A 16,999-nucleotide genomic window follows, 5' to 3' on the forward strand; every position below is an offset into this window, starting at 1 on the left:
GCATCCCTCCCGGGACGGGACCCCGGCCGATGTCTCATCCCGGGGATGCAGGGCGCTGAATCCACAGGTCGATGCGGATGTCGGTGCCGTCTGCGAGAGTGAAGCCATGGGGGAGTACGACGGGTTGGCGGTGGCGCTCGCGGTGGCGTGCGCGGCCGTCGCGGGACTGATGGTGGCGCTGCTGCGCACCCGGCGCCGGTGGCGGGAGGCGGTGGGGGAGCGGGGCTGGCTGCTGGAGCGGGAGCGGGAGAGCGCGGCCCAGGTCGCGGTCGCGGCCGAACGCGACCGTATCGCCCGGGAGTTGCACGACATCGTCAGCCACAATGTCAGCCTCATGGTGGTGCAGGCGAGCGCCGCCCGCGAGGTGTTGGGCACGATGCCGGACGAGGCCGCGTCCGCCCTGCGGGCCGTCGAGGACGCGGGGCGCGGGGCGATGACCGACCTGCGCCATCTGCTGGGGCTGCTGGCGCCGCCGGCGAGCGGCGAGGACGTCGATCCCGGACCGGCCGGGGCCCACCCGGACCTGGCCCCGCAGCCCGGCCTCGACCGCCTCGGTCCCCTCGTGGACCGGATATCGTTCGCCGGACTGCCCGTCGAGGTACGGATATCCGGCGACCCGCGCCCCCTCCCGCAGGGCATCGACGTGACCGCGTACCGCATCGTCCAGGAGGCCCTCACCAATGCGCTCAGACACGGCGACGGCGGCAAGGCGGAGGTGACCGTGCGGTACGCCGACCACGCGTTGCGCGTCGAGGTCCTCAACACAGGCCCGAGCGTACTGACCGGCGCGGCACCCGAGCGGCCCCGCCGCCACGAGGGCGCGGGCCGCGGCCTGTTGGGCCTGCGCGAGCGGGTCGCCGTGTACGGCGGTGATCTGGACGCCCGCCGCAGGCTCGGCGGCGGCTACCGGGTCCGGGCGCGCATACCCCTGGACCGCCCGTGACGCCGGCCGCGCCCGAGGGCGCGCCCCGTGTGCTGGTCGTCGACGACCAGACCCTGATCAGGACCGGCTTCCGGCTGATCCTGACCGCCCGGGGCATCGAGGTCGTGGGGGAGGCGGCCGACGGCGCCGAGGCGGTGGCGGCGGCGCGCGAACTGCGCCCGGACGTCGTGCTGATGGACATCCGGATGCCGGCCATGGACGGCCTGGAGGCGACCCGGCGCATCCTGGAGCGGACCCCGGACTGCCGGGTGCTGATCCTGACCACCTTCGACCTGGACCGGTACGTGTACACCGCGCTGTCCCTGGGCGCCAGCGGCTTCCTGCTCAAGGACGTCACCCCGGAACACCTGGCCGCCGCCGTACGGCTGGTCGGCACCGGCGACGCCCTGCTGGCCCCGTCGATCACCCGGCGCCTGGTGGAGCGGTACGCGGCGGAGCAGGGCCGGACCCCCACCGTGCACGCCGATCTCGCCGCCCTCACGCCCCGGGAAAGGGAGGTGCTGACGCTGCTGGGCCGTGGGCTGTCCAACACCGAACTGGCCGCCGAGCTCACCCTGAGCGAGGCGACCGTCAAGTCCCATGTGGCCCGGATCTTCGCCAAGCTGGGCCTGCGCGACCGCGCCCAGGCAGTCGTCCTCGCCTACGAGACGGAGCTGGTCAGACCCGGCAGCCGCTGACCCCGGGCGCGCTCACGTCGACTCGCGGCGCACCAGTTCCGTCGGCAGGATCACCGCGGCCGGGTCCTCGCCGCCGATCTGGGCGAGCAGCACGCGGACCATCTCCGAGCTGATCCGGTCCCAGGGCTGGCGGATGGTGGTGAGGGCGGGGCTGACGGCGGTGGCCGCGGGGGAGTCGTCGAAGCCGCCGACAGCGATGTCGTCCGGCACCCGCCTGCCCGCCCGCTGCAGCGCCGTGACCACGCCCTGCGCCATCAGGTCTGAGGCGACGAAGACGGCGTCCATGTCCGGGGCCTGATCGAGCAGCCGCTCAGCGCCCGCCTCGCCGCTGGCCCGGCTGTAGTCGCCGGAGACGATGAGTTTGTCGTCGACGCCGACGGCCGCCTCCCCGAGCACCTCCTTGTAACCGGCCAGGCGCTCGACACCGCCGGGGGTGTCCAGCGGGCCGGTGACCACGCCGATCCGGCGGCGGCCCAGCGACAGCAGGTGGCGCACCATGTCGCGGGCCCCGTCGCGGTCGTCGGCGGCCACATAGCTGACCTTCGAGCCCAGCCCGATCGGTTTGCCGCAGGCGACCAGCGGCACGCCCGCCGCGCACAGTTCCTCGGCGACCGGGTCGCCCGAGTGGCTGGAGACCAGCAGGACGCCGTCGACGTGCCCGGCGGTGATGTACCGCGCTATGCGCCGCCGCTCGTCCGCCGTGCCGGCCAGCATCAGCAGCAGCGGCACGTCGTGCGCGGCCAGCGCCTGTGTGCAGCCGCGCAGCAGCACGTTGAAGTTCGGGTCCTCGAAGAACCGCTCCTGCGGCTCGGTCAGCAGGAAGCCGACCGAGTCCGAGCGCCCGGTGATCAGCGAACGGGCGTGCCGGTTCACCACGTAGCCGGTCTTGCGGATGGCGGCGTTCACCGCCTCCTGCGCGGCCGGGCTGACGTAGTGCCCGCCGTTGAGCACGCGCGAGACGGTGCCCCGGGAGACCCCTGCCTCGCGCGCCACGTCGTGGATCGTCGGCGGTTTGCGCCGGCCCCCCGCATTGCTGCTCATAATCATGACTTTACGGCCCCGGACAGCAGGTCCAGGCTCCAGAACCGCTGAATGACCAGGAAGAGGGCGACCAGCGGCAGGACGGCGAGTCCGGCGCCGGTGATCACCAGTGTGTACAGGGCCGGGGTGTTGGCGCCCTGTTCGAGGAGCGTGTACAGGCCGAGCGGGATCGGGAACTTCTCGTCGTCGCTGAGCATGATGAACGGCAGCAGGAAGTTGTTCCACACCGCCACGAACTGGAACAGGAACACCGTCACCAGACCGGGCACCATCATCGGCAGCGCGATCCGGGTGAAGATCCGCCACTCGCTCGCGCCGTCCATCCGCCCGGCCTCGACCACGTCGGCGGGGACGGCGGCGGCCGCGTAGATGCGCGCGAGGTAGACGCCGTACGGGGAGAGGATCTGCGGGAGCAGCACGGACAGGTAGGAGTCCGTGAGGTTCGCCTTGGCCAGCAGCAGATACTGCGGGACGGCGAGGATCACCGGCGGCATCAGCACGCCCGCGAGCAGCACGTTGAACAGCGTCTCGCGGCCCCGGAACCGGTAGGTCGCCAGCGCGTAGCCGCTGAAGGCCGAGACGGCCGTGGACAGCAGGGCGCCGAGACCGGCGTACAGGGCGGAGTTGCCCAGCCACTGCCAGTAGATGCCGTCGCGGTAGGCGTTCAGGTCGCTGAGGTTGTCGGCGAGGCCGGTGCCCGGCAGGAAGGTGAACGTGGAGAACAGTTCGTGCCCGGACTTGGTGGCCGCGATCACCACCCAGGCGACCGGCAGCAGCATGTAGATCGCGCCGATCAGCAGCGTGAGCGTCGGCACCAGCGCGATCCGGCTGTGCAGCGGCGGGCCCTGGGCGGTGCCCGGGGTGGTGCCCGCGGACGGGGCGGCCTTGCGGACGGCAAGAGAACTCATCGGGCTTCCTCCTGCTTGTTGCCGCGGTTGGCCGCCCGCAGGAACCCGAAGGACAGGACGAGGGTGACCAGCGCGATCAGCGTCGCCTCGGCGGCGGCCGAGTAGACGTCGTTGCGGCCGAAGGCGTCCTGGTACACCTTCATCAGCGGACTCCAGGTCGTGTTGACCGAGTTGGTGAGCGGTTTGAGGGTGGTCGGCTCGTTGAACACCTGCAGCGTCGCGATGATCGAGAAGAAGAAGGTGAGCACCAGCGAGGGCGCCACCATCGGGATCTTGATCTTCAGGGCGATCTGCAGCGGGGTGGCGCCGTCCAGCTTCGCCGCCTCGTACACCTCGGCGGGGATGGCCTGCAGCGCGGTGTAGATGACGATCATGTTGAAGCCGGTGCCGCCCCAGACCGCGATGTTCGACAGGGCGAGGTAGAGCGGGCCGCCGTCCAGCAGGTCCGGCTGCGGCAGGCCCAGCTTGCCGAGCACGAAGTAGAAGGGGCTGACGTCCGGCAGGTAGAGGAAGCCCCACAGCAGCGCCGCCACGACGCCGGGGATGGCGTACGGCAGGAAGATCGCGAGCCGGGTGAACGGGGCGAGCCGCACCTTGTCGGAGTCGAGCATCAGCGCGAGGAGCAGGGCGAGACCGAGCATCACCGGGACGACGATGCAGCCGTAGCCGAGCACGCGCAGGGCGCCGTCGAGGAGTTCGCTGTCGCCGAGCGCGTCGGTGTAGTTCTCCAGGCCGGCCCAGACCTCCTTGCGGGCGCCCGCTCCGAGGCCGAGGCCGGAGACGTGCACCTTGCGGAAGCTGAGCCAGACCGCGTACCCGATGGGCAGCGCGAAGAACAGCGCGAAGAGGACCGTTGCGGGGAGGAGGAAGGCGTACGGGGCCCCCTTGACCCCGTACGCCTTCCGGCTTTGCGTGCTCGTCACTGAGAGACCCCGAAGCCCTGCTTCTTCATGTCGGCGACCGTGTCGTCCTGCATCGCGTTCAGGGCGGTCACGAAGTCCGACTTGTTCTTGGCGGCGGCGCCGAACGCGTCCTTGAAGGAGGTGTAGGCGACGTTCACGTTCGGGCCCCACGCGGACGGCGCGGTGGTCTTCGCTATCTCGGCGGCCTTGGTGTAGAAGTCCGCCTGGTTCGAGAAGTACGCCGGCGGGTTGCTGAAGGCGCCGCTGAGCTGGGCGGAGGAGGAGGCCGGGTAGATCCCGCTCTCCTTGGCCAGCGCGTTGAGGGCGTCGTGGTCGGTGTTGAGCCACGCGGCGAACTTGGCAGCGGCGGCCTGGTGCTGGGAGTCGGTGGTGACGGCGGTCGAGGAGCCGCCCCAGCTGCCGGTGACGGTCTCGTTCGCGGACCACTGGGGGAGCGGGGCCATCGCCCACTTGCCCTTGGTGTCGGGCGCGGCCGTGGTGAGCGTGCCCGGTGCCCACACGGCGCTGACCCAGGCGATCTGCTTGCCGGTGTTGAGCGCCTTGTTCCAGGACGGGGTGTACATCGGCTGGTTGTCGATGGCGCCCTCCTTGACCAGGCCGCCCCAGAACTTGGCGACCTTCTGGGTGGCCGCGTCGTTGATGGCGACCTTCCACTTGTCGCCGGAGGTGGTCCACCACCTGGCGCCCGCCTGCTGGGCGAGACCGGCGAAGAGACCGGAGTCGTTGGCGGAGAACGTGGTCAGGTCCTTGTCGGGGGCGGCCTTCTTCAGGGCGCGGGCGGTCTCGGCGAACTCGTCCCAGGTGGTGGGGACCTTGAGCTTGTACTGCTTGAACAGGTCCTCGCGGTAGTAGAACATCATCGGCCCGATGTCCTGCGGGACCGCGTAGACCGCGTCCGTGCCCAGGGTGGTCTGCTGCCAGACGCCTTCGGCGAACTTGCCCTTGGCGTCGGCGACCTCCTCGGAGATGTCCGCCAGCGCGTCGTTGCTGACCAGGGTCGGCAGCGCCTGGTACTCGGCCTGCACCAGGTCGGGCGCCTTCTGGGCCTTGTGCGCGGTGAGGATCTTGGTGATCAGCGTGTCGCCGGACGCCTGCTTCTTCACCGTGACGGTGATCTTGTCCTTCTTGCCCGGCCCCTTGTTCCAGAGGTCGACGACCTTGTCCATGCCGGGCGTCCACGTCCAGTACGTGAGCGAGACCGGGCCCGACTCGGCCTTGCTGCCGTCTTCGGTGCCGCAGGCGGCGAGGGCGGTGGCGCCGAGTGAGACGGCGACGGCGGTTGTCACGAGGCGACGGCGCTTCGTGTGCGGCATGGAACTCTCCCCTGACCTGGGTCCTCGCCTGCTGCGAAGACCTGCCATGCTTCTGTGAGCGTTCACAGTAGAGAAACATCCCGGACACTTGTCAATGGTTGTTGCTGTGCGGTTATGTTGGGCTCACACCGCCATTGTTGTGTGTGCACGTTCCCAAATGATCGATAACCCGGGAGAGATCCATGCCGGAGACCACCCACAGGGGCCTCACCAGGCTCGCCTTCGGTGGGGACTACAACCCCGAGCAGTGGCCGGAAAACGTCTGGCAGGAGGACGTCCGGCTGATGCGGGAGGCCGGAGTCACGATGGTGAGTGTGGGGATCTTCTCCTGGGCGCTCCTGGAACCCTCACCCGGGGTGTACGACTTCGGCTGGCTGGACCGGATCCTGGGCCTGCTGCACGACAACGGCATCCGCGTCGACCTGGGTACGCCCACCGTGGCGCCGCCCGCCTGGTTCTACCGGGCGCACCCCGACGCGCTGCCCGTCACCGCCGAGGGCGTGCGCTACGAGTTCGGCTCGCGCGGCGCCATCTGCCACAGCAACGCCGACTACCGTGCCGCCGCCGCGAACATCACCACCCGGCTCGCCGAGCACTACGGCGACCACCCGGCCCTGGCGATGTGGCACGTGCACAACGAGTACGGCGTCCCCGTCTCCGCCTGCTACTGCGACTCCTGCGCCGCCCACTTCCGCCGCTGGCTCGCGGACACCTACGGTGACGTGAGAGCGGTCAACCAGGCCTGGGGCACCGCCTTCTGGGGCCAGCGCTACACCGGCCTCGACCAGATCAACCCGCCGCGCGCGACCCCGACCGTCGGCAACCCCGGCCAGGCGCTGGACTACAAGCGGTTCGCCGACGCCACCATCCGGGAGAACTTCCGCGCCGAGCGGGACATCCTGCACCGCCTCTCGCCCGGGATCCCGGTCACCACCAACTTCATGACCGCGCTCAGCCAGTGCGACTCCATGGACTACTGGGCGTGGGGCCGCGAGGTCGACCTCGTCACCAACGACCACTATCTGATCACCGACGGCCGCCGCACCCACGTCAACCTCGCGATGGCCGCCGACCTCACCCGCTCGGTCGCGGGCGGCGCCCCCTGGCTGCTTCTGGAGCACTCCACCTCGGGCGTCAACTGGCAGCCCCGCAACCCCGCCAAGGGCCCGGGGCAGATGGCCCGCAACTCCCTCGCCCACGTGGCGCGCGGCTCCGAGGGCGCCATGTTCTTCCAGTGGCGGCAGTCCCGGCGCGGCGCGGAGAAGTTCCACTCGGCGATGCTGCCGCATGGCGGCACGGAGACCCGGGTGTGGCGCGAGGTCGTCGAACTCGGCGCCGGTATCGACTCGTTGAGCCAGATCCGCGGCTCCCGCACGCAGGCCGACGTGGCCGTCCTGTGGGACTGGCAGTCCTGGTGGGCGCAGAACCTCCAGTGGCGCCCCACCGAGGACCACGACCCGCGCGAGCGCGCCGACTCCTTCTACGAGGCCCTCTACGACCGCCATCTCACCGTCGACTTCGCCCACCCGGAAGCCGACTTGTCGGCCTATCCCCTTGTCGTCGTACCGGCGCTCTACCTGATGACGGAGGCGGCCGGGAACAACCTCCGGGAGTACGTCGAGAACGGCGGCACCCTCGTGGTGTCGTACTTCTCCGGCATCGTCGACGAGCACGACGCCGTGCACGAGGGCGCCTACCCGGGCCCGCTGCGGGACGTCCTCGGCCTGACCGTGGAGGAGTTCTCGCCGCTGCTCAGGAACCAGCGGGTGCGGGTCAGCGGCCCCGACGGCACCGAGCTCACCGGTGACGTGTGGACGGAGTTCGTGGTGCCGCGCGGCGCCGAGACCGTGTGGAAGTACGCCGACGGCCTCACCGCCGGCCGCCCGGCCGTCACCCGGCACCGGCTGGGCGAGGGCACCGCCTGGTACGTCTCGACCCGCCTCGACACCCACGGCCTGGACGCGATCCTCGGCGCCGCCGCCGAGGACGCCCGCATCGCGCCGCGCGCCGAACTGCCCCGGGACGTCGAAGTGGTGCGCCGCACCGGCGAGTCGGGCGGCCCCGCCTTCCTGTTCGCGATCAACCACACCGCCAGCGACGCCAAGGTGCCGCTGGAGGCGCACGGCACCGAACTGCTGACGGGCGAACGCGCCGCGGGCCGCCTGGCGGTCCCCGCGGGAGCCGTACGGGTCGTACGACTCGACGGCTGAGCCGGCTCCCCTCCGCCCGCGCGAGCCGTACGAGCCGCGGGCGGAGGGGCTCTCCTCCGGCCCCCACCGGAGGACACCCCCAACCCATCACGTCGAAGGGACGACGGACGACGATGTTCCATCCCAGACGCACCCTGAGAGCCCTGCTCCTGCCGCTCGCGGCCGGGCTCGCCGTCACCGCCCTGCCCGCCCAGACCGCCCAGGCGGCGAGCACGCTCACCAACGGCGGCTTCGAGTCCGACGGCATGGGCGCCGCCACGCCCGGCGGCTGGTCCGAGTACGGCGACACCGGGGCCTCGTACACCGAGTCCGGCGGGCACGGCGGGAGTTACCGCCTGAGCCACTACTCGTCCTCCGCCTACAAGGTGGAGACGTACCAGTACCTGTCCGGGCTGACCAACGGCAACTACACCCTGACCGCCTGGGTCCGCTCCGGCGGCGGGCAGAACTCCGCCTACATAGCCCTGAAGAACTGCGGCAGCGCGGAGCAGCGCACCGACCTCCCGGTGTCCGCCGGCAGCTGGGTGCGGATCGTCACCTCCATCGCGGTGACCAACAACCAGTGCACGATCAGCATCAACTCCGACGCCAGCGCGGGCAACTGGATCAACGTCGACGACCTGAGCTTCACCTCGGGCAAGACCGGCCTGTCCGTCAAGGGCGCCGACATCTCCTCCCTCGCCAAGAGCGAGGCCAAGGGCGGCGTGTACAAGACCGGTTCGGGCACCACCGGCGACGCGGTCACCATCCTGAAGAACGCCGGGATGAACTACGCGAGGCTGAAGGTCTGGGTCAACCCGGCCGACGGCTACAACGACAAGGCGCGGGTCCTGGCCGTGGCCAAGCGCGTCAAGGCGGCCGGCATGAAGCTGCTGGTCGACTTCCACTACTCGGACACCTGGGCCGACCCGGGCAAGCAGACCAAGCCCGCCGCCTGGGCCTCGCACTCCTACAGCCAGCTGAAGACCGACGTCTACAACCACACGTACGACGTGCTGAGCGCGCTGAAGGCCCAGGGCACCACCGCCGACATGGTGCAGATCGGCAACGAGATCAACGGCGGCATGCTGTGGTCCGAGGGCTCCACGGACAACTGGTCGCAGCTCGCCGGTCTGATCAACTCCGGCTACAGCGCCACGAAGGCCGTCTCCTCCGGCACCCAGGTCGCGCTGCACCTGGCCAACGCCGGTGACGACGCCACCGTCCGCTGGTGGTTCGACAACGCCAAGACGTACGGGATCAACTACGACGTGATCGGCCTGTCGTACTACGGCTACTGGCACGGCTCGCTCGCCGCCGCGCAGACCACCCTGGACGACGCGGCCTCCCGCTACGGCAAGCCGGTCTTCATCGCCGAGACGGCCTACCCCTTCCGCCTCGACAGCGACGACTCGCTGACCAACCAGATCGACACCACCGGCGAGCTGGTCTCCGGCTACCCGGCGAGCGTGGCCGGTCAGACGCGGTGGATGAACGACGTGGCCAGCGTCGTGGAGGCCGTTCCGAACGGCCGCGGCCTCGGCGTCTTCTACTGGGAGGCGACCTGGACGGCCGTCACCGGCAACGGCTGGGACCCCACCGACGCCACCTCCGGCAACGGCTGGGAGAACCAGGCCCTGTTCGGCTACGACGACAAGGCGCTGTCCTCCATGTCGTGGTTCAGCCATCGCTGAACCACTCCGACGGGGTCCGGCCGTGTGGGGGCGGCTGGGCCCCGTCGGCCTTTTGCCTGCGCCGAGACCGCAACTTCCTTCTGTCCCAGGGGCGTTCGGTACCGGACAAGGGCCCGTGAGTGCCGGACACGGCGGCATCGGCCGCGCCACAGTGGGAAGACGTGACATGAGGAGGCTCGGACGGAGGCGACGCGATGCTGAGGACTCCCGCGGGCGCCACGCGCCTGGACATCCTGGAGTGGCTCAAGGACCCGGCCGCGCACTTCCCGCCCGAGCGCCACACCGACCCGGCCGCGGACGGCGTCACCGCCCGCGCCGTCGCCGCCAAACTCGGTGTCCCCCGTCGCGTCGCCGACACCCACCTCGGCCTGCTGACCCGCCTCGGCCTGCTGCGCACCAAGCGGATCCGGCGCCGCACCTACTACCGCCGCGACGAGGTCCGGATCGCCGAGGTGGCCCGGATGTTCGAGAAGGGGTGGTAGGGCCTGTCGGACCGGCCCGGGCACTGCGAGCATGGGCACCTCCGACGGCGAAGGGCAGGCGCACATGGACCGTTTCGCGGCACTCGTTCCCCGGCACTACGTGGCGATCGGCGGGCGGGGTCCGGAGGACGTCGTGGCCGACGGGCGCGGCCGTGTCCTCACCGGTGTCGAGGACGGCCGCGTCCTGCGCCTCGACGGGCTCGCCGACCCCGGAACGGCCCGCGTCGAGGTGCTCGCCGAGACCGGTGGCCGCCCCCTCGGCCTGGAACTCCTCCCGGACGGCGACCTGCTGGTGTGCGACGCCGAACGCGGGCTGCTGCGCGTCGGCCTCGACGACGGCATCGTCCGCGTCCTGGCCGACACGGTGGCGGGGGAGCCGCTGCGCTTCTGCAGCAACGCGGTGGCCCTGTCCGACGGCAGCGTGTACGTCACCGTCTCCAGCCGCCGCCATCCACTGCGGCACTGGATGGCCGACCTGGTCGAACACTCCGGCACGGGACGCCTGCTGCGCCTGCCGCCCGGCGGCGGCACACCGGAAGTGCTGCTGGAGGGACTCCAGTTCGCCAACGGCGTCGCCCCGAGCGCGGACGAGTCCTTCCTGGTCCTGGCCGAGACCGGCGCCCGCCGTCTGACCCGCTACCGGCTCACCGGCCCCCGGGCCGGTACCGCGGAGCCCTTCGCCGAGGGTCTGCCGGGCATGCCCGACAACATCTGGCGCGCCGGGAAGTCCGGCCCGATCTGGGTGGCCCTGGCCGGACCCCACGTCCCCCCGCTGGACCTGCTGCACCGCACACCGCCGGCCGTGCGCCGCGCCGCCGCCCGCGCCGCCGCGCACGCGCCCTTCCGCCCGACGGGCTTCGCCGGCGTCCTGGCCCTCGACGACGACGGCACCACCGTCCACCACCTCACCCGCCGCCACTCCGGCTTCCGTATGGTCACCAGCGTCTGCGAGAGCGGCGGTCACCTGGTCCTCGGCAGCCTCTGGGAGCGCGGAGTCGCCGTCTGCGAGGCGCCCTCCGCGACATGACCCCGCCCGCGCCCGGCGGTACCCTGATGCCCGGCCGTGACCCGCAGTCCCGGCCGGGATCCAGGTGACGGGGCCGAAGGCAGGAGACGTACGACCATGACCGCCCCGGAAGCCGAGAGCCTGCGCCTGCGGCCCGGTGCCGCCCGGCCACCGGCCTGGCGCGCGCAGGCCCCCGTGGTCGCGGTGGTCGCCCTCGGCGGCGCGCTCGGCGCCACGGCCCGCTACGCGCTGACCCTGGGCTGGCCCACCCGGCCCGGCGGCTTCCCCTGGGCGACCTTCTGGACCAACGTCGGCGGCTGCGCCGTGATCGGCGTGTTCATGGTGGTCATCACCGAGGTCTGGGCCGCCCACCGCCTCGTACGCCCCTTCTTCGGCACCGGCGTGCTCGGCGGGTTCACCACCTTCTCCACCTATGCCGTCGACATCCAGCGGCTGGTCGACGACGGCCACCCCCGCACGGGGCTGGCCTACCTCGCCGCGACCCTGCTCGCGGCCCTCGCGGCGGTCTGGCTCGCCGCCACCGCGACCCGCCGCGTCCTGAAGTGGAGGCAGCCATGACCAGGCTGACCGGCAGCGCCCTGCGCCTGACCGTCTTCATCGGGGAGAACGACACCTGGCACCACAAGCCCCTGTACAGCGAGATCGTGCACCGGGCCCACGCCGCCGGTCTCGCGGGCGCCAGCGTCTTCCGGGGCATCGAGGGCTTCGGCGCCTCCTCGCTGATCCACACCTCACGGCTGCTGTCCCTCAGCGAGGACCTGCCGGTGGCGATCGTCGTCGTCGACACCGAGGAGCGGGTCCGGGCCTTCCTGCCACACCTCGACGAGCTGGTCACCGAGGGAATGGTGATCCTCGACGACTGCGAGGTCATCAGGTACGTCGGGCGGGACGCCGGTCCGCGCGCAACGGACGCGAAGGGTAAGAAGTCGTTGTGAACTGGCTGCTGGTCGTCCTGGGAGCCATGGTCGGCGCTCCGCTGCGCTACCTGACCGACCGCGCGGTGCAGTCCCGGCACGACTCGCTCTTCCCCTGGGGCACTTTCGTGGTGAACGTCACCGGCTGCCTGGTCCTCGGCCTGCTGACCGGGGCGTCCTGGGCGGACCCGCACCTCCGGCTGCTGCTCGGCACCGGCCTGTGCGGGGCGCTGACGACGTACTCGACCTTCTCCTACGAGACACTCAGGCTGACCGAGACAGGCGCGGGGCTCTACGCTGCCGCCAACGCCGCCGCGAGCGTGGCGGCGGGCCTCGGCGCCGCCTTCGCCGGGGTGTCGATCGCCCAGACGGTGTGGGCGTAGGCACGCGCCGCACACCCGGGCGTAGTAAGACTGTCTACAGCACTGTCGACCAACTCCTCAGAACTGGATCCCATGAGCGCCATCTCCGTCGGTCAGGCCGTCGTCCTCGGAGTCGTCGAGGGGGTGACCGAATTCCTCCCCGTGTCCTCGACCGGCCACCTCAAGATCACCGAGGGGCTCATGGGGATCCCCGTCGACGACAAGTCCGTCGTCGGGTTCTCGGCGGTCATCCAGGTCGGCGCCATCGCCGCCGTGCTCGTGTACTTCTTCAAGGACATCGTGCGGATCGTCTCCGCCTGGGGCCGCGGCCTGCGCGACAAGGAGGAGCGCTACCACCACGACTACAAGTTCGCCTGGTGGGTGATCTACGCGACCATCCCGATCGTCGCGGTGGGCCTGGCCGCCAAGCCGCTGATCGACGGCCCCCTCGCCTCGCTCTGGGTGGTCGCCGGCTCGCTCATCGCCGGGTCCGGCGTGATGTGGGCGGCGGACCAGATGGGCCGGCACAAGCGAGGCGAGGACGACACCTCGTTCAAGGACGCGATGCTGGTCGGCTGCTCCCAGATCCTCGCCCTGCTCTTCCCCGGCTTCTCCCGCTCCGGCGCCACCATGTCCACCGCCCTCATCCTGGACCTGGACCGCGTCGCCGCCACCCGCCTCTCCTTCTTCCTCGGCATCCCGGCCCTGACCGGCGCCGGCCTGTACGAGCTGAAGGACGCCCTGGGCGCGGGCGTGGGCGCCGCCCCGCTGGCGGTCGGCACGATCGTGTCCTTCGTGGTCGCCTACGCCTCCATCGCCTGGCTGCTGAAGTTCGTCGCCAAGCACTCGTTCAACGCGTTCGTGCTGTACCGGATCGTCATCGGCCTGGCGCTCTTCGGGCTGCTGGGTGCCGGGGTCCTCGACAGCTGACCGGTGCTCCGGCCCCATGGGGCGTGATGCAGAGATTCATGCATCACGCCCCGTGAATGTTTCCTTTCCACATGCCTTGACACCGGCCTCCCGCACCCCGCAGGATCGTGACCCGTGAACCTGTCAGACAGCCAGACAGGTGGTGCGATCCCGCGGCGCGTCAGCGCCATGGAAGCGGTTCTCGGCCACCTCCGCGGCGCCATCGAGCGCGGCGAGTACGCGATCGGCGACAAGCTCCCCTCCGAGGCCGAGCTCTGCCGCACGCTCGAGGTGTCCCGGCCCGTGCTCCGCGAGGCGCTGCGGGCCCTGCAGACGATGGGCCTGACGGTCTCCCGGACCGGCAAGGGCACCTTCGTCGTCGCCAGCGCCGTCGAAGACCCCACCTTCGGCGACTACGCGGCCAGCGACCTGCTCGAGGTGCGCCGTCACATCGAGCTCCCGGTCGCCGGATACGCGGCGCTGCGCCGCACCCCCGAGAACCTCGACCACCTCGCCCACCTGCTCGACCGCATGGAGCGGGAGACGGACACCACCGCGTGGGTCGCGATGGACACCCTCTTCCACCTCGCCGTGGCCGAGGCCGCCCAGAACCCGGTCTTCCGCCGGGTCATCGAGGAGATCCGCGACGCACTGGCGCGTCAGTCGGCCTTCCTCAACGAACTGGGCGGCCGACGCGAGCAGTCCAACCGCGAGCACCGGGCGATCGTCGAGGCGCTGGTCGACGGCAGCGAGCACGACGCGGTCCAGGCCATGTCCCACCACCTCGACCGCGTCGAGACGACCCTCACCGACATCGTGCGCCCCGCGCGCACGGACATCCCCACGGAAGGCGGACCCGAGGCGTGAGCGAACAGCACCTCAAAGACGAGACGCGCCCCTCGCCCCGACACATCGACGCCGGAGACGCGGGCTACAGCAAGTCCCTGAAGTCCCGGCACGTCAACATGATCGCCATCGGCGGCGCCATCGGCACCGGCCTCTTCCTCGGCGCAGGCGGCCGTCTCGCCGACGCCGGGCCCTCCCTGTTCGTCGCGTACGCGGTCTGCGGTGTCTTCGCCTTCCTCGTCGTACGCGCCCTCGGCGAACTCGTCCTGTACCGCCCGTCCTCCGGCGCCTTCGTGTCGTACGCCCGGGAGTTCCTCGGCGAGAAGGGCGCGTACACCGCGGGCTGGATGTACTTCCTCAACTGGGCGACCACCGGCATCGCCGACATCACCGCGGTGGCCACCTACACCCACTACTGGGGCATGTTCTCCGACATCCCGCAGTGGGTGATCGCGCTGATCGCCCTGGCCGTGGTCCTCACCGTGAACCTGATATCGGTGAAGATATTCGGCGAACTGGAGTTCTGGTTCGCGATCGTCAAGGTCGGGGCACTCGTCGTCTTCATGTGCATCGGCATCTTCCTGCTGGTCACCCAGCACCCGGTTGACGGCGCCACGCCCGGCCCGTCCCTGATCACCGACAACGGCGGCGTTTTCCCGGGCGGCCTGATGCCCATGCTGCTGATCGTCCAGGGCGTCGTCTTCGCCTACGCCTCGGTCGAGCTGGTCGGTGTCGCGGCGGGTGAGACCGAGAACCCCGAGAAGATCATGCCGAAGGCGATCAACTCGATCATGTGGCGGGTGGGCCTGTTCTACGTCGGTTCGGTCGTCCTGCTGTCCATGCTGCTGCCGTGGGACAAGTACTCGGCCGGCGAGAGCCCCTTCGTCACCGTGCTGTCCAACATCGGCGTCCCGGCGGCGGGCGGCGTGATGAACCTGGTCGTCCTCACCGCGGCCATGTCCTCGCTCAACTCGGGTCTGTACTCCACCGGCCGCATCCTGCGCTCCATGGCGGTCAGCGGCTCGGCCCCGAAGTTCACCGCGAAGATGAGCCGCAGTCAGGTCCCGTACGGCGGGATCCTCCTGACCAGCGGTATCTGTGTCCTGGGCGTCGGCCTCAACTTCGTCGTCCCCGCGGACGCCTTCGAGATCGTGCTCAACTTCGCGGCGATCGGTATCCTTGCCACCTGGGGCATGATCATGATCTGTCACCTGTTCTTCTGGCGGAAGACCCAGAAGGGCGAACTGACCCGGCCCGGGTACCGGCTGCCGGGTTCCCCCTGGACCGAACTCGTGACGCTGGCGTTTCTCGCCTCCGTCCTGGTCCTGATGTACGCCGACGGCGGCGCCGGACGCACCACCGTGCTGTGCCTGCCGCTGATCGGCGCGGCGCTGGTCGCGGGCTGGTACGCCATCCGCGGCCGCAAGAGGCGCGAGTCCGCCGGGGCCGACGTGTGAACCGCGCGCCGGTCCGTCCCAACCACCCACAGTGATGCAGGCAGTGATGTACAGCACTTCTCCCGCGGAGGCACCCCCCGTCCGCGAGCCGCTCCACGCTCCCGTCGCCCACCTCATACGCGGCGGGATCGTCGAGGGCGTCCACTACGGCTCCGTCGTCGTCCTCGGCGCCGACGGGGAGGTCCGTCTCCAGCTCGGCGACATCGAGGCCGCGTTCTACCCACGCTCGGCCCTCAAGCCCGTCCAGGCCGTGGCCATGGTGCGGCTCGGGCTGCCGCTCGACGGAGACCTGCTGTCCCTGGCCGCGGCGAGCCACTCCGGCGAGGAGTTCCACCTCGCCGGGACCCGGCGGATCCTGGAGCTCGCCGGGCTCGCCGAGGACGACCTGCGCAACGTCCCCGACCTGCCGTTCGACCCCGTCGTACGGGACGCCTGGGTGCGGGAGGGCCGACTGCCCTCCCGACTCGCCCAGAACTGCTCCGGCAAGCACGCGGCGATGCTGTGGACCGCCAAGCTCAACGGCTGGTCCCTGGACGACTACCTCGACCCGGCGCACCCCCTCCAGCAGGCCGTCGCGGAGACCGTCGAGGACCTCACCGGCCAGCGCATCGCCCGGGTGACCGTCGACGGCTGCGGCGCCCCGCTGTTCTCCGTCTCCCTGCACGGCCTCGCCCGCGCCGCCGCCCGGATCACCACGGCGGCCCGCGACACCCCCGAGGCCCAGGTCGCCGACGCGATGCGCGCCCACGCCGAGATGGCCTCCGGCTCCGGCCGCGACGTCGCCGCCCTGATGCGGGCCGTGCCCGGCCTGCTGGCCAAGGACGGCTTCGAGGGCGTCGAGGTCGCCGCACTGCCGGACGGCCGCGCCGTCGCCGTCAAGATCTCCGACGGCGCCAACCGGGCCCGCGTCCCCGTCACCGCCGCCGCCCTCACCCGGGTGGGCGTCGACCCGTCCCTCCTCACCGAGTTCGCCGGCGAGCCCCTCCTCGGCGGCGGTGAGCCGGTCGGCTGTGTACGCGCGGTCCACGCGCTGGACCCGGTGGCGTCGTTCGCCTGCGCGTAACCGCGGCGCCGGGTTTCCGCGGGGGGAGTGGCGGCGTGCCGGGTGTCCGCGACGCGGGTGCCTGCCGGTTGAAGAAGGCGTGCGCCTCGGCTGTGGCTGCGCCTGGGCGCGTGCCCCCGCGGTGTCCGAGACCCGGCAGCCGTCACACGGTCCGCGTTCCCCGTACCCGCCATCCCCTCTCGTACCGCCACACCCCGCGCCCCTCACCCGCCCGCCCCGCCCTCACCTCCGTACGCCCGTACCTCCGAAAG

At 71.1% G+C, this 16,999-nt stretch carries 17 protein-coding genes; 13 read left to right on the forward strand and 4 right to left on the reverse strand.

What is annotated here, in order from left to right; all coding sequences use genetic code 11:
- Positions 1-106 precede the first annotated feature (106 nt).
- Both ACZ7L0_RS22125 and ACZ7L0_RS22130 read left to right on the forward strand, forming a co-directional pair.
- Positions 107-943, forward strand: coding sequence for a sensor histidine kinase (locus tag ACZ7L0_RS22125; RefSeq protein ID WP_471244210.1), 837 nt, complete (start codon positions 107-109; stop codon positions 941-943).
- Complete coding sequence (locus tag ACZ7L0_RS22130) at positions 940-1,620, forward strand: response regulator (protein ID WP_471244211.1); 681 nt, start codon at positions 940-942, stop codon at positions 1,618-1,620. Before ACZ7L0_RS22125 ends, ACZ7L0_RS22130 begins: the two co-directional genes overlap by 4 nt.
- Before the next feature lie 12 nt (positions 1,621-1,632).
- Here the strand turns inward: ACZ7L0_RS22130 and ACZ7L0_RS22135 are convergent, their stop codons facing one another.
- The 4 genes from ACZ7L0_RS22135 to ACZ7L0_RS22150 are packed head-to-tail and all read right to left on the reverse strand — an operon-like array spanning position 1,633 to position 5,805.
- Complete coding sequence (locus ACZ7L0_RS22135) at positions 1,633-2,667, reverse strand: LacI family DNA-binding transcriptional regulator (RefSeq protein ID WP_471244212.1); 1,035 nt, start codon at positions 2,665-2,667, stop codon at positions 1,633-1,635.
- On the reverse strand, positions 2,664-3,569 hold the full coding sequence (locus ACZ7L0_RS22140) for a carbohydrate ABC transporter permease (protein WP_471244213.1): 906 nt from the start codon (positions 3,567-3,569) through the stop codon (positions 2,664-2,666). The genes ACZ7L0_RS22135 and ACZ7L0_RS22140 overlap by 4 nt, the downstream gene beginning before the upstream one ends.
- Positions 3,566-4,492 carry a carbohydrate ABC transporter permease gene (locus ACZ7L0_RS22145; RefSeq protein ID WP_471244214.1) on the reverse strand — a complete coding sequence of 309 codons (927 nt, stop codon included), beginning with the start codon at positions 4,490-4,492 and terminating at the stop codon, positions 3,566-3,568. Before ACZ7L0_RS22145 ends, ACZ7L0_RS22140 begins: the two co-directional genes overlap by 4 nt.
- Complete coding sequence (locus ACZ7L0_RS22150) at positions 4,489-5,805, reverse strand: ABC transporter substrate-binding protein (RefSeq protein ID WP_471244215.1); 1,317 nt, start codon at positions 5,803-5,805, stop codon at positions 4,489-4,491. Before ACZ7L0_RS22150 ends, ACZ7L0_RS22145 begins: the two co-directional genes overlap by 4 nt.
- 182 nt (positions 5,806-5,987) lie before the next feature.
- On the opposite strand from ACZ7L0_RS22150, the gene ACZ7L0_RS22155 reads away from it, so the two are divergent.
- The 11 genes from ACZ7L0_RS22155 (at position 5,988) to ACZ7L0_RS22205 (ending at position 16,748) form a co-directional block, all read left to right on the forward strand.
- On the forward strand, positions 5,988-8,015 hold the full coding sequence (locus ACZ7L0_RS22155; protein ID WP_471244216.1) for a beta-galactosidase: 2,028 nt from the start codon (positions 5,988-5,990) through the stop codon (positions 8,013-8,015).
- Between the two features lie 113 nt (positions 8,016-8,128).
- On the forward strand, positions 8,129-9,688 hold the full coding sequence (locus ACZ7L0_RS22160) for a glycosyl hydrolase 53 family protein (RefSeq protein WP_471244217.1): 1,560 nt from the start codon (positions 8,129-8,131) through the stop codon (positions 9,686-9,688).
- A gap of 194 nt (positions 9,689-9,882) precedes the next feature.
- Positions 9,883-10,170: an ArsR family transcriptional regulator gene (locus tag ACZ7L0_RS22165; RefSeq protein WP_471244218.1), complete on the forward strand. Its 288-nt coding sequence runs from the start codon at positions 9,883-9,885 to the stop codon at positions 10,168-10,170.
- 64 nt (positions 10,171-10,234) lie between these two features.
- Positions 10,235-11,197 (forward strand): SMP-30/gluconolactonase/LRE family protein, encoded by a 963-nt coding sequence (locus tag ACZ7L0_RS22170; protein ID WP_471244321.1) that lies wholly within the window; start codon positions 10,235-10,237, stop codon positions 11,195-11,197.
- Between the two features lie 96 nt (positions 11,198-11,293).
- Complete coding sequence (locus ACZ7L0_RS22175; protein ID WP_471244219.1) at positions 11,294-11,755, forward strand: FluC/FEX family fluoride channel; 462 nt, start codon at positions 11,294-11,296, stop codon at positions 11,753-11,755.
- Entirely contained in the window at positions 11,752-12,132 is a 381-nt protein-coding gene (locus ACZ7L0_RS22180) for a DUF190 domain-containing protein (protein WP_471244220.1), read from the forward strand. The genes ACZ7L0_RS22175 and ACZ7L0_RS22180 overlap by 4 nt, the downstream gene beginning before the upstream one ends.
- A complete protein-coding gene (gene crcB / locus ACZ7L0_RS22185; protein WP_471244221.1) occupies positions 12,129-12,494 on the forward strand; it encodes a fluoride efflux transporter CrcB in 366 nt (121 codons plus the stop codon). Before ACZ7L0_RS22180 ends, crcB begins: the two co-directional genes overlap by 4 nt.
- A gap of 72 nt (positions 12,495-12,566) precedes the next feature.
- Positions 12,567-13,403, forward strand: coding sequence for an undecaprenyl-diphosphate phosphatase (locus ACZ7L0_RS22190; protein WP_471244222.1), 837 nt, complete (start codon positions 12,567-12,569; stop codon positions 13,401-13,403).
- 168 nt (positions 13,404-13,571) lie between these two features.
- On the forward strand, positions 13,572-14,249 hold the full coding sequence (locus ACZ7L0_RS22195) for a FadR/GntR family transcriptional regulator (RefSeq protein WP_471244322.1): 678 nt from the start codon (positions 13,572-13,574) through the stop codon (positions 14,247-14,249).
- Positions 14,246-15,685, forward strand: a complete 1,440-nt coding sequence (locus tag ACZ7L0_RS22200) for an amino acid permease (protein ID WP_471244223.1) — start codon at positions 14,246-14,248, stop codon at positions 15,683-15,685. The genes ACZ7L0_RS22195 and ACZ7L0_RS22200 overlap by 4 nt, the downstream gene beginning before the upstream one ends.
- Before the next feature lie 46 nt (positions 15,686-15,731).
- On the forward strand, positions 15,732-16,748 hold the full coding sequence (locus ACZ7L0_RS22205) for an asparaginase (RefSeq protein WP_471244224.1): 1,017 nt from the start codon (positions 15,732-15,734) through the stop codon (positions 16,746-16,748).
- The last annotated feature ends 251 nt before the right edge of the window (positions 16,749-16,999 follow it).

The organism is Streptomyces sp. NPDC039424, from assembly GCF_055639495.1.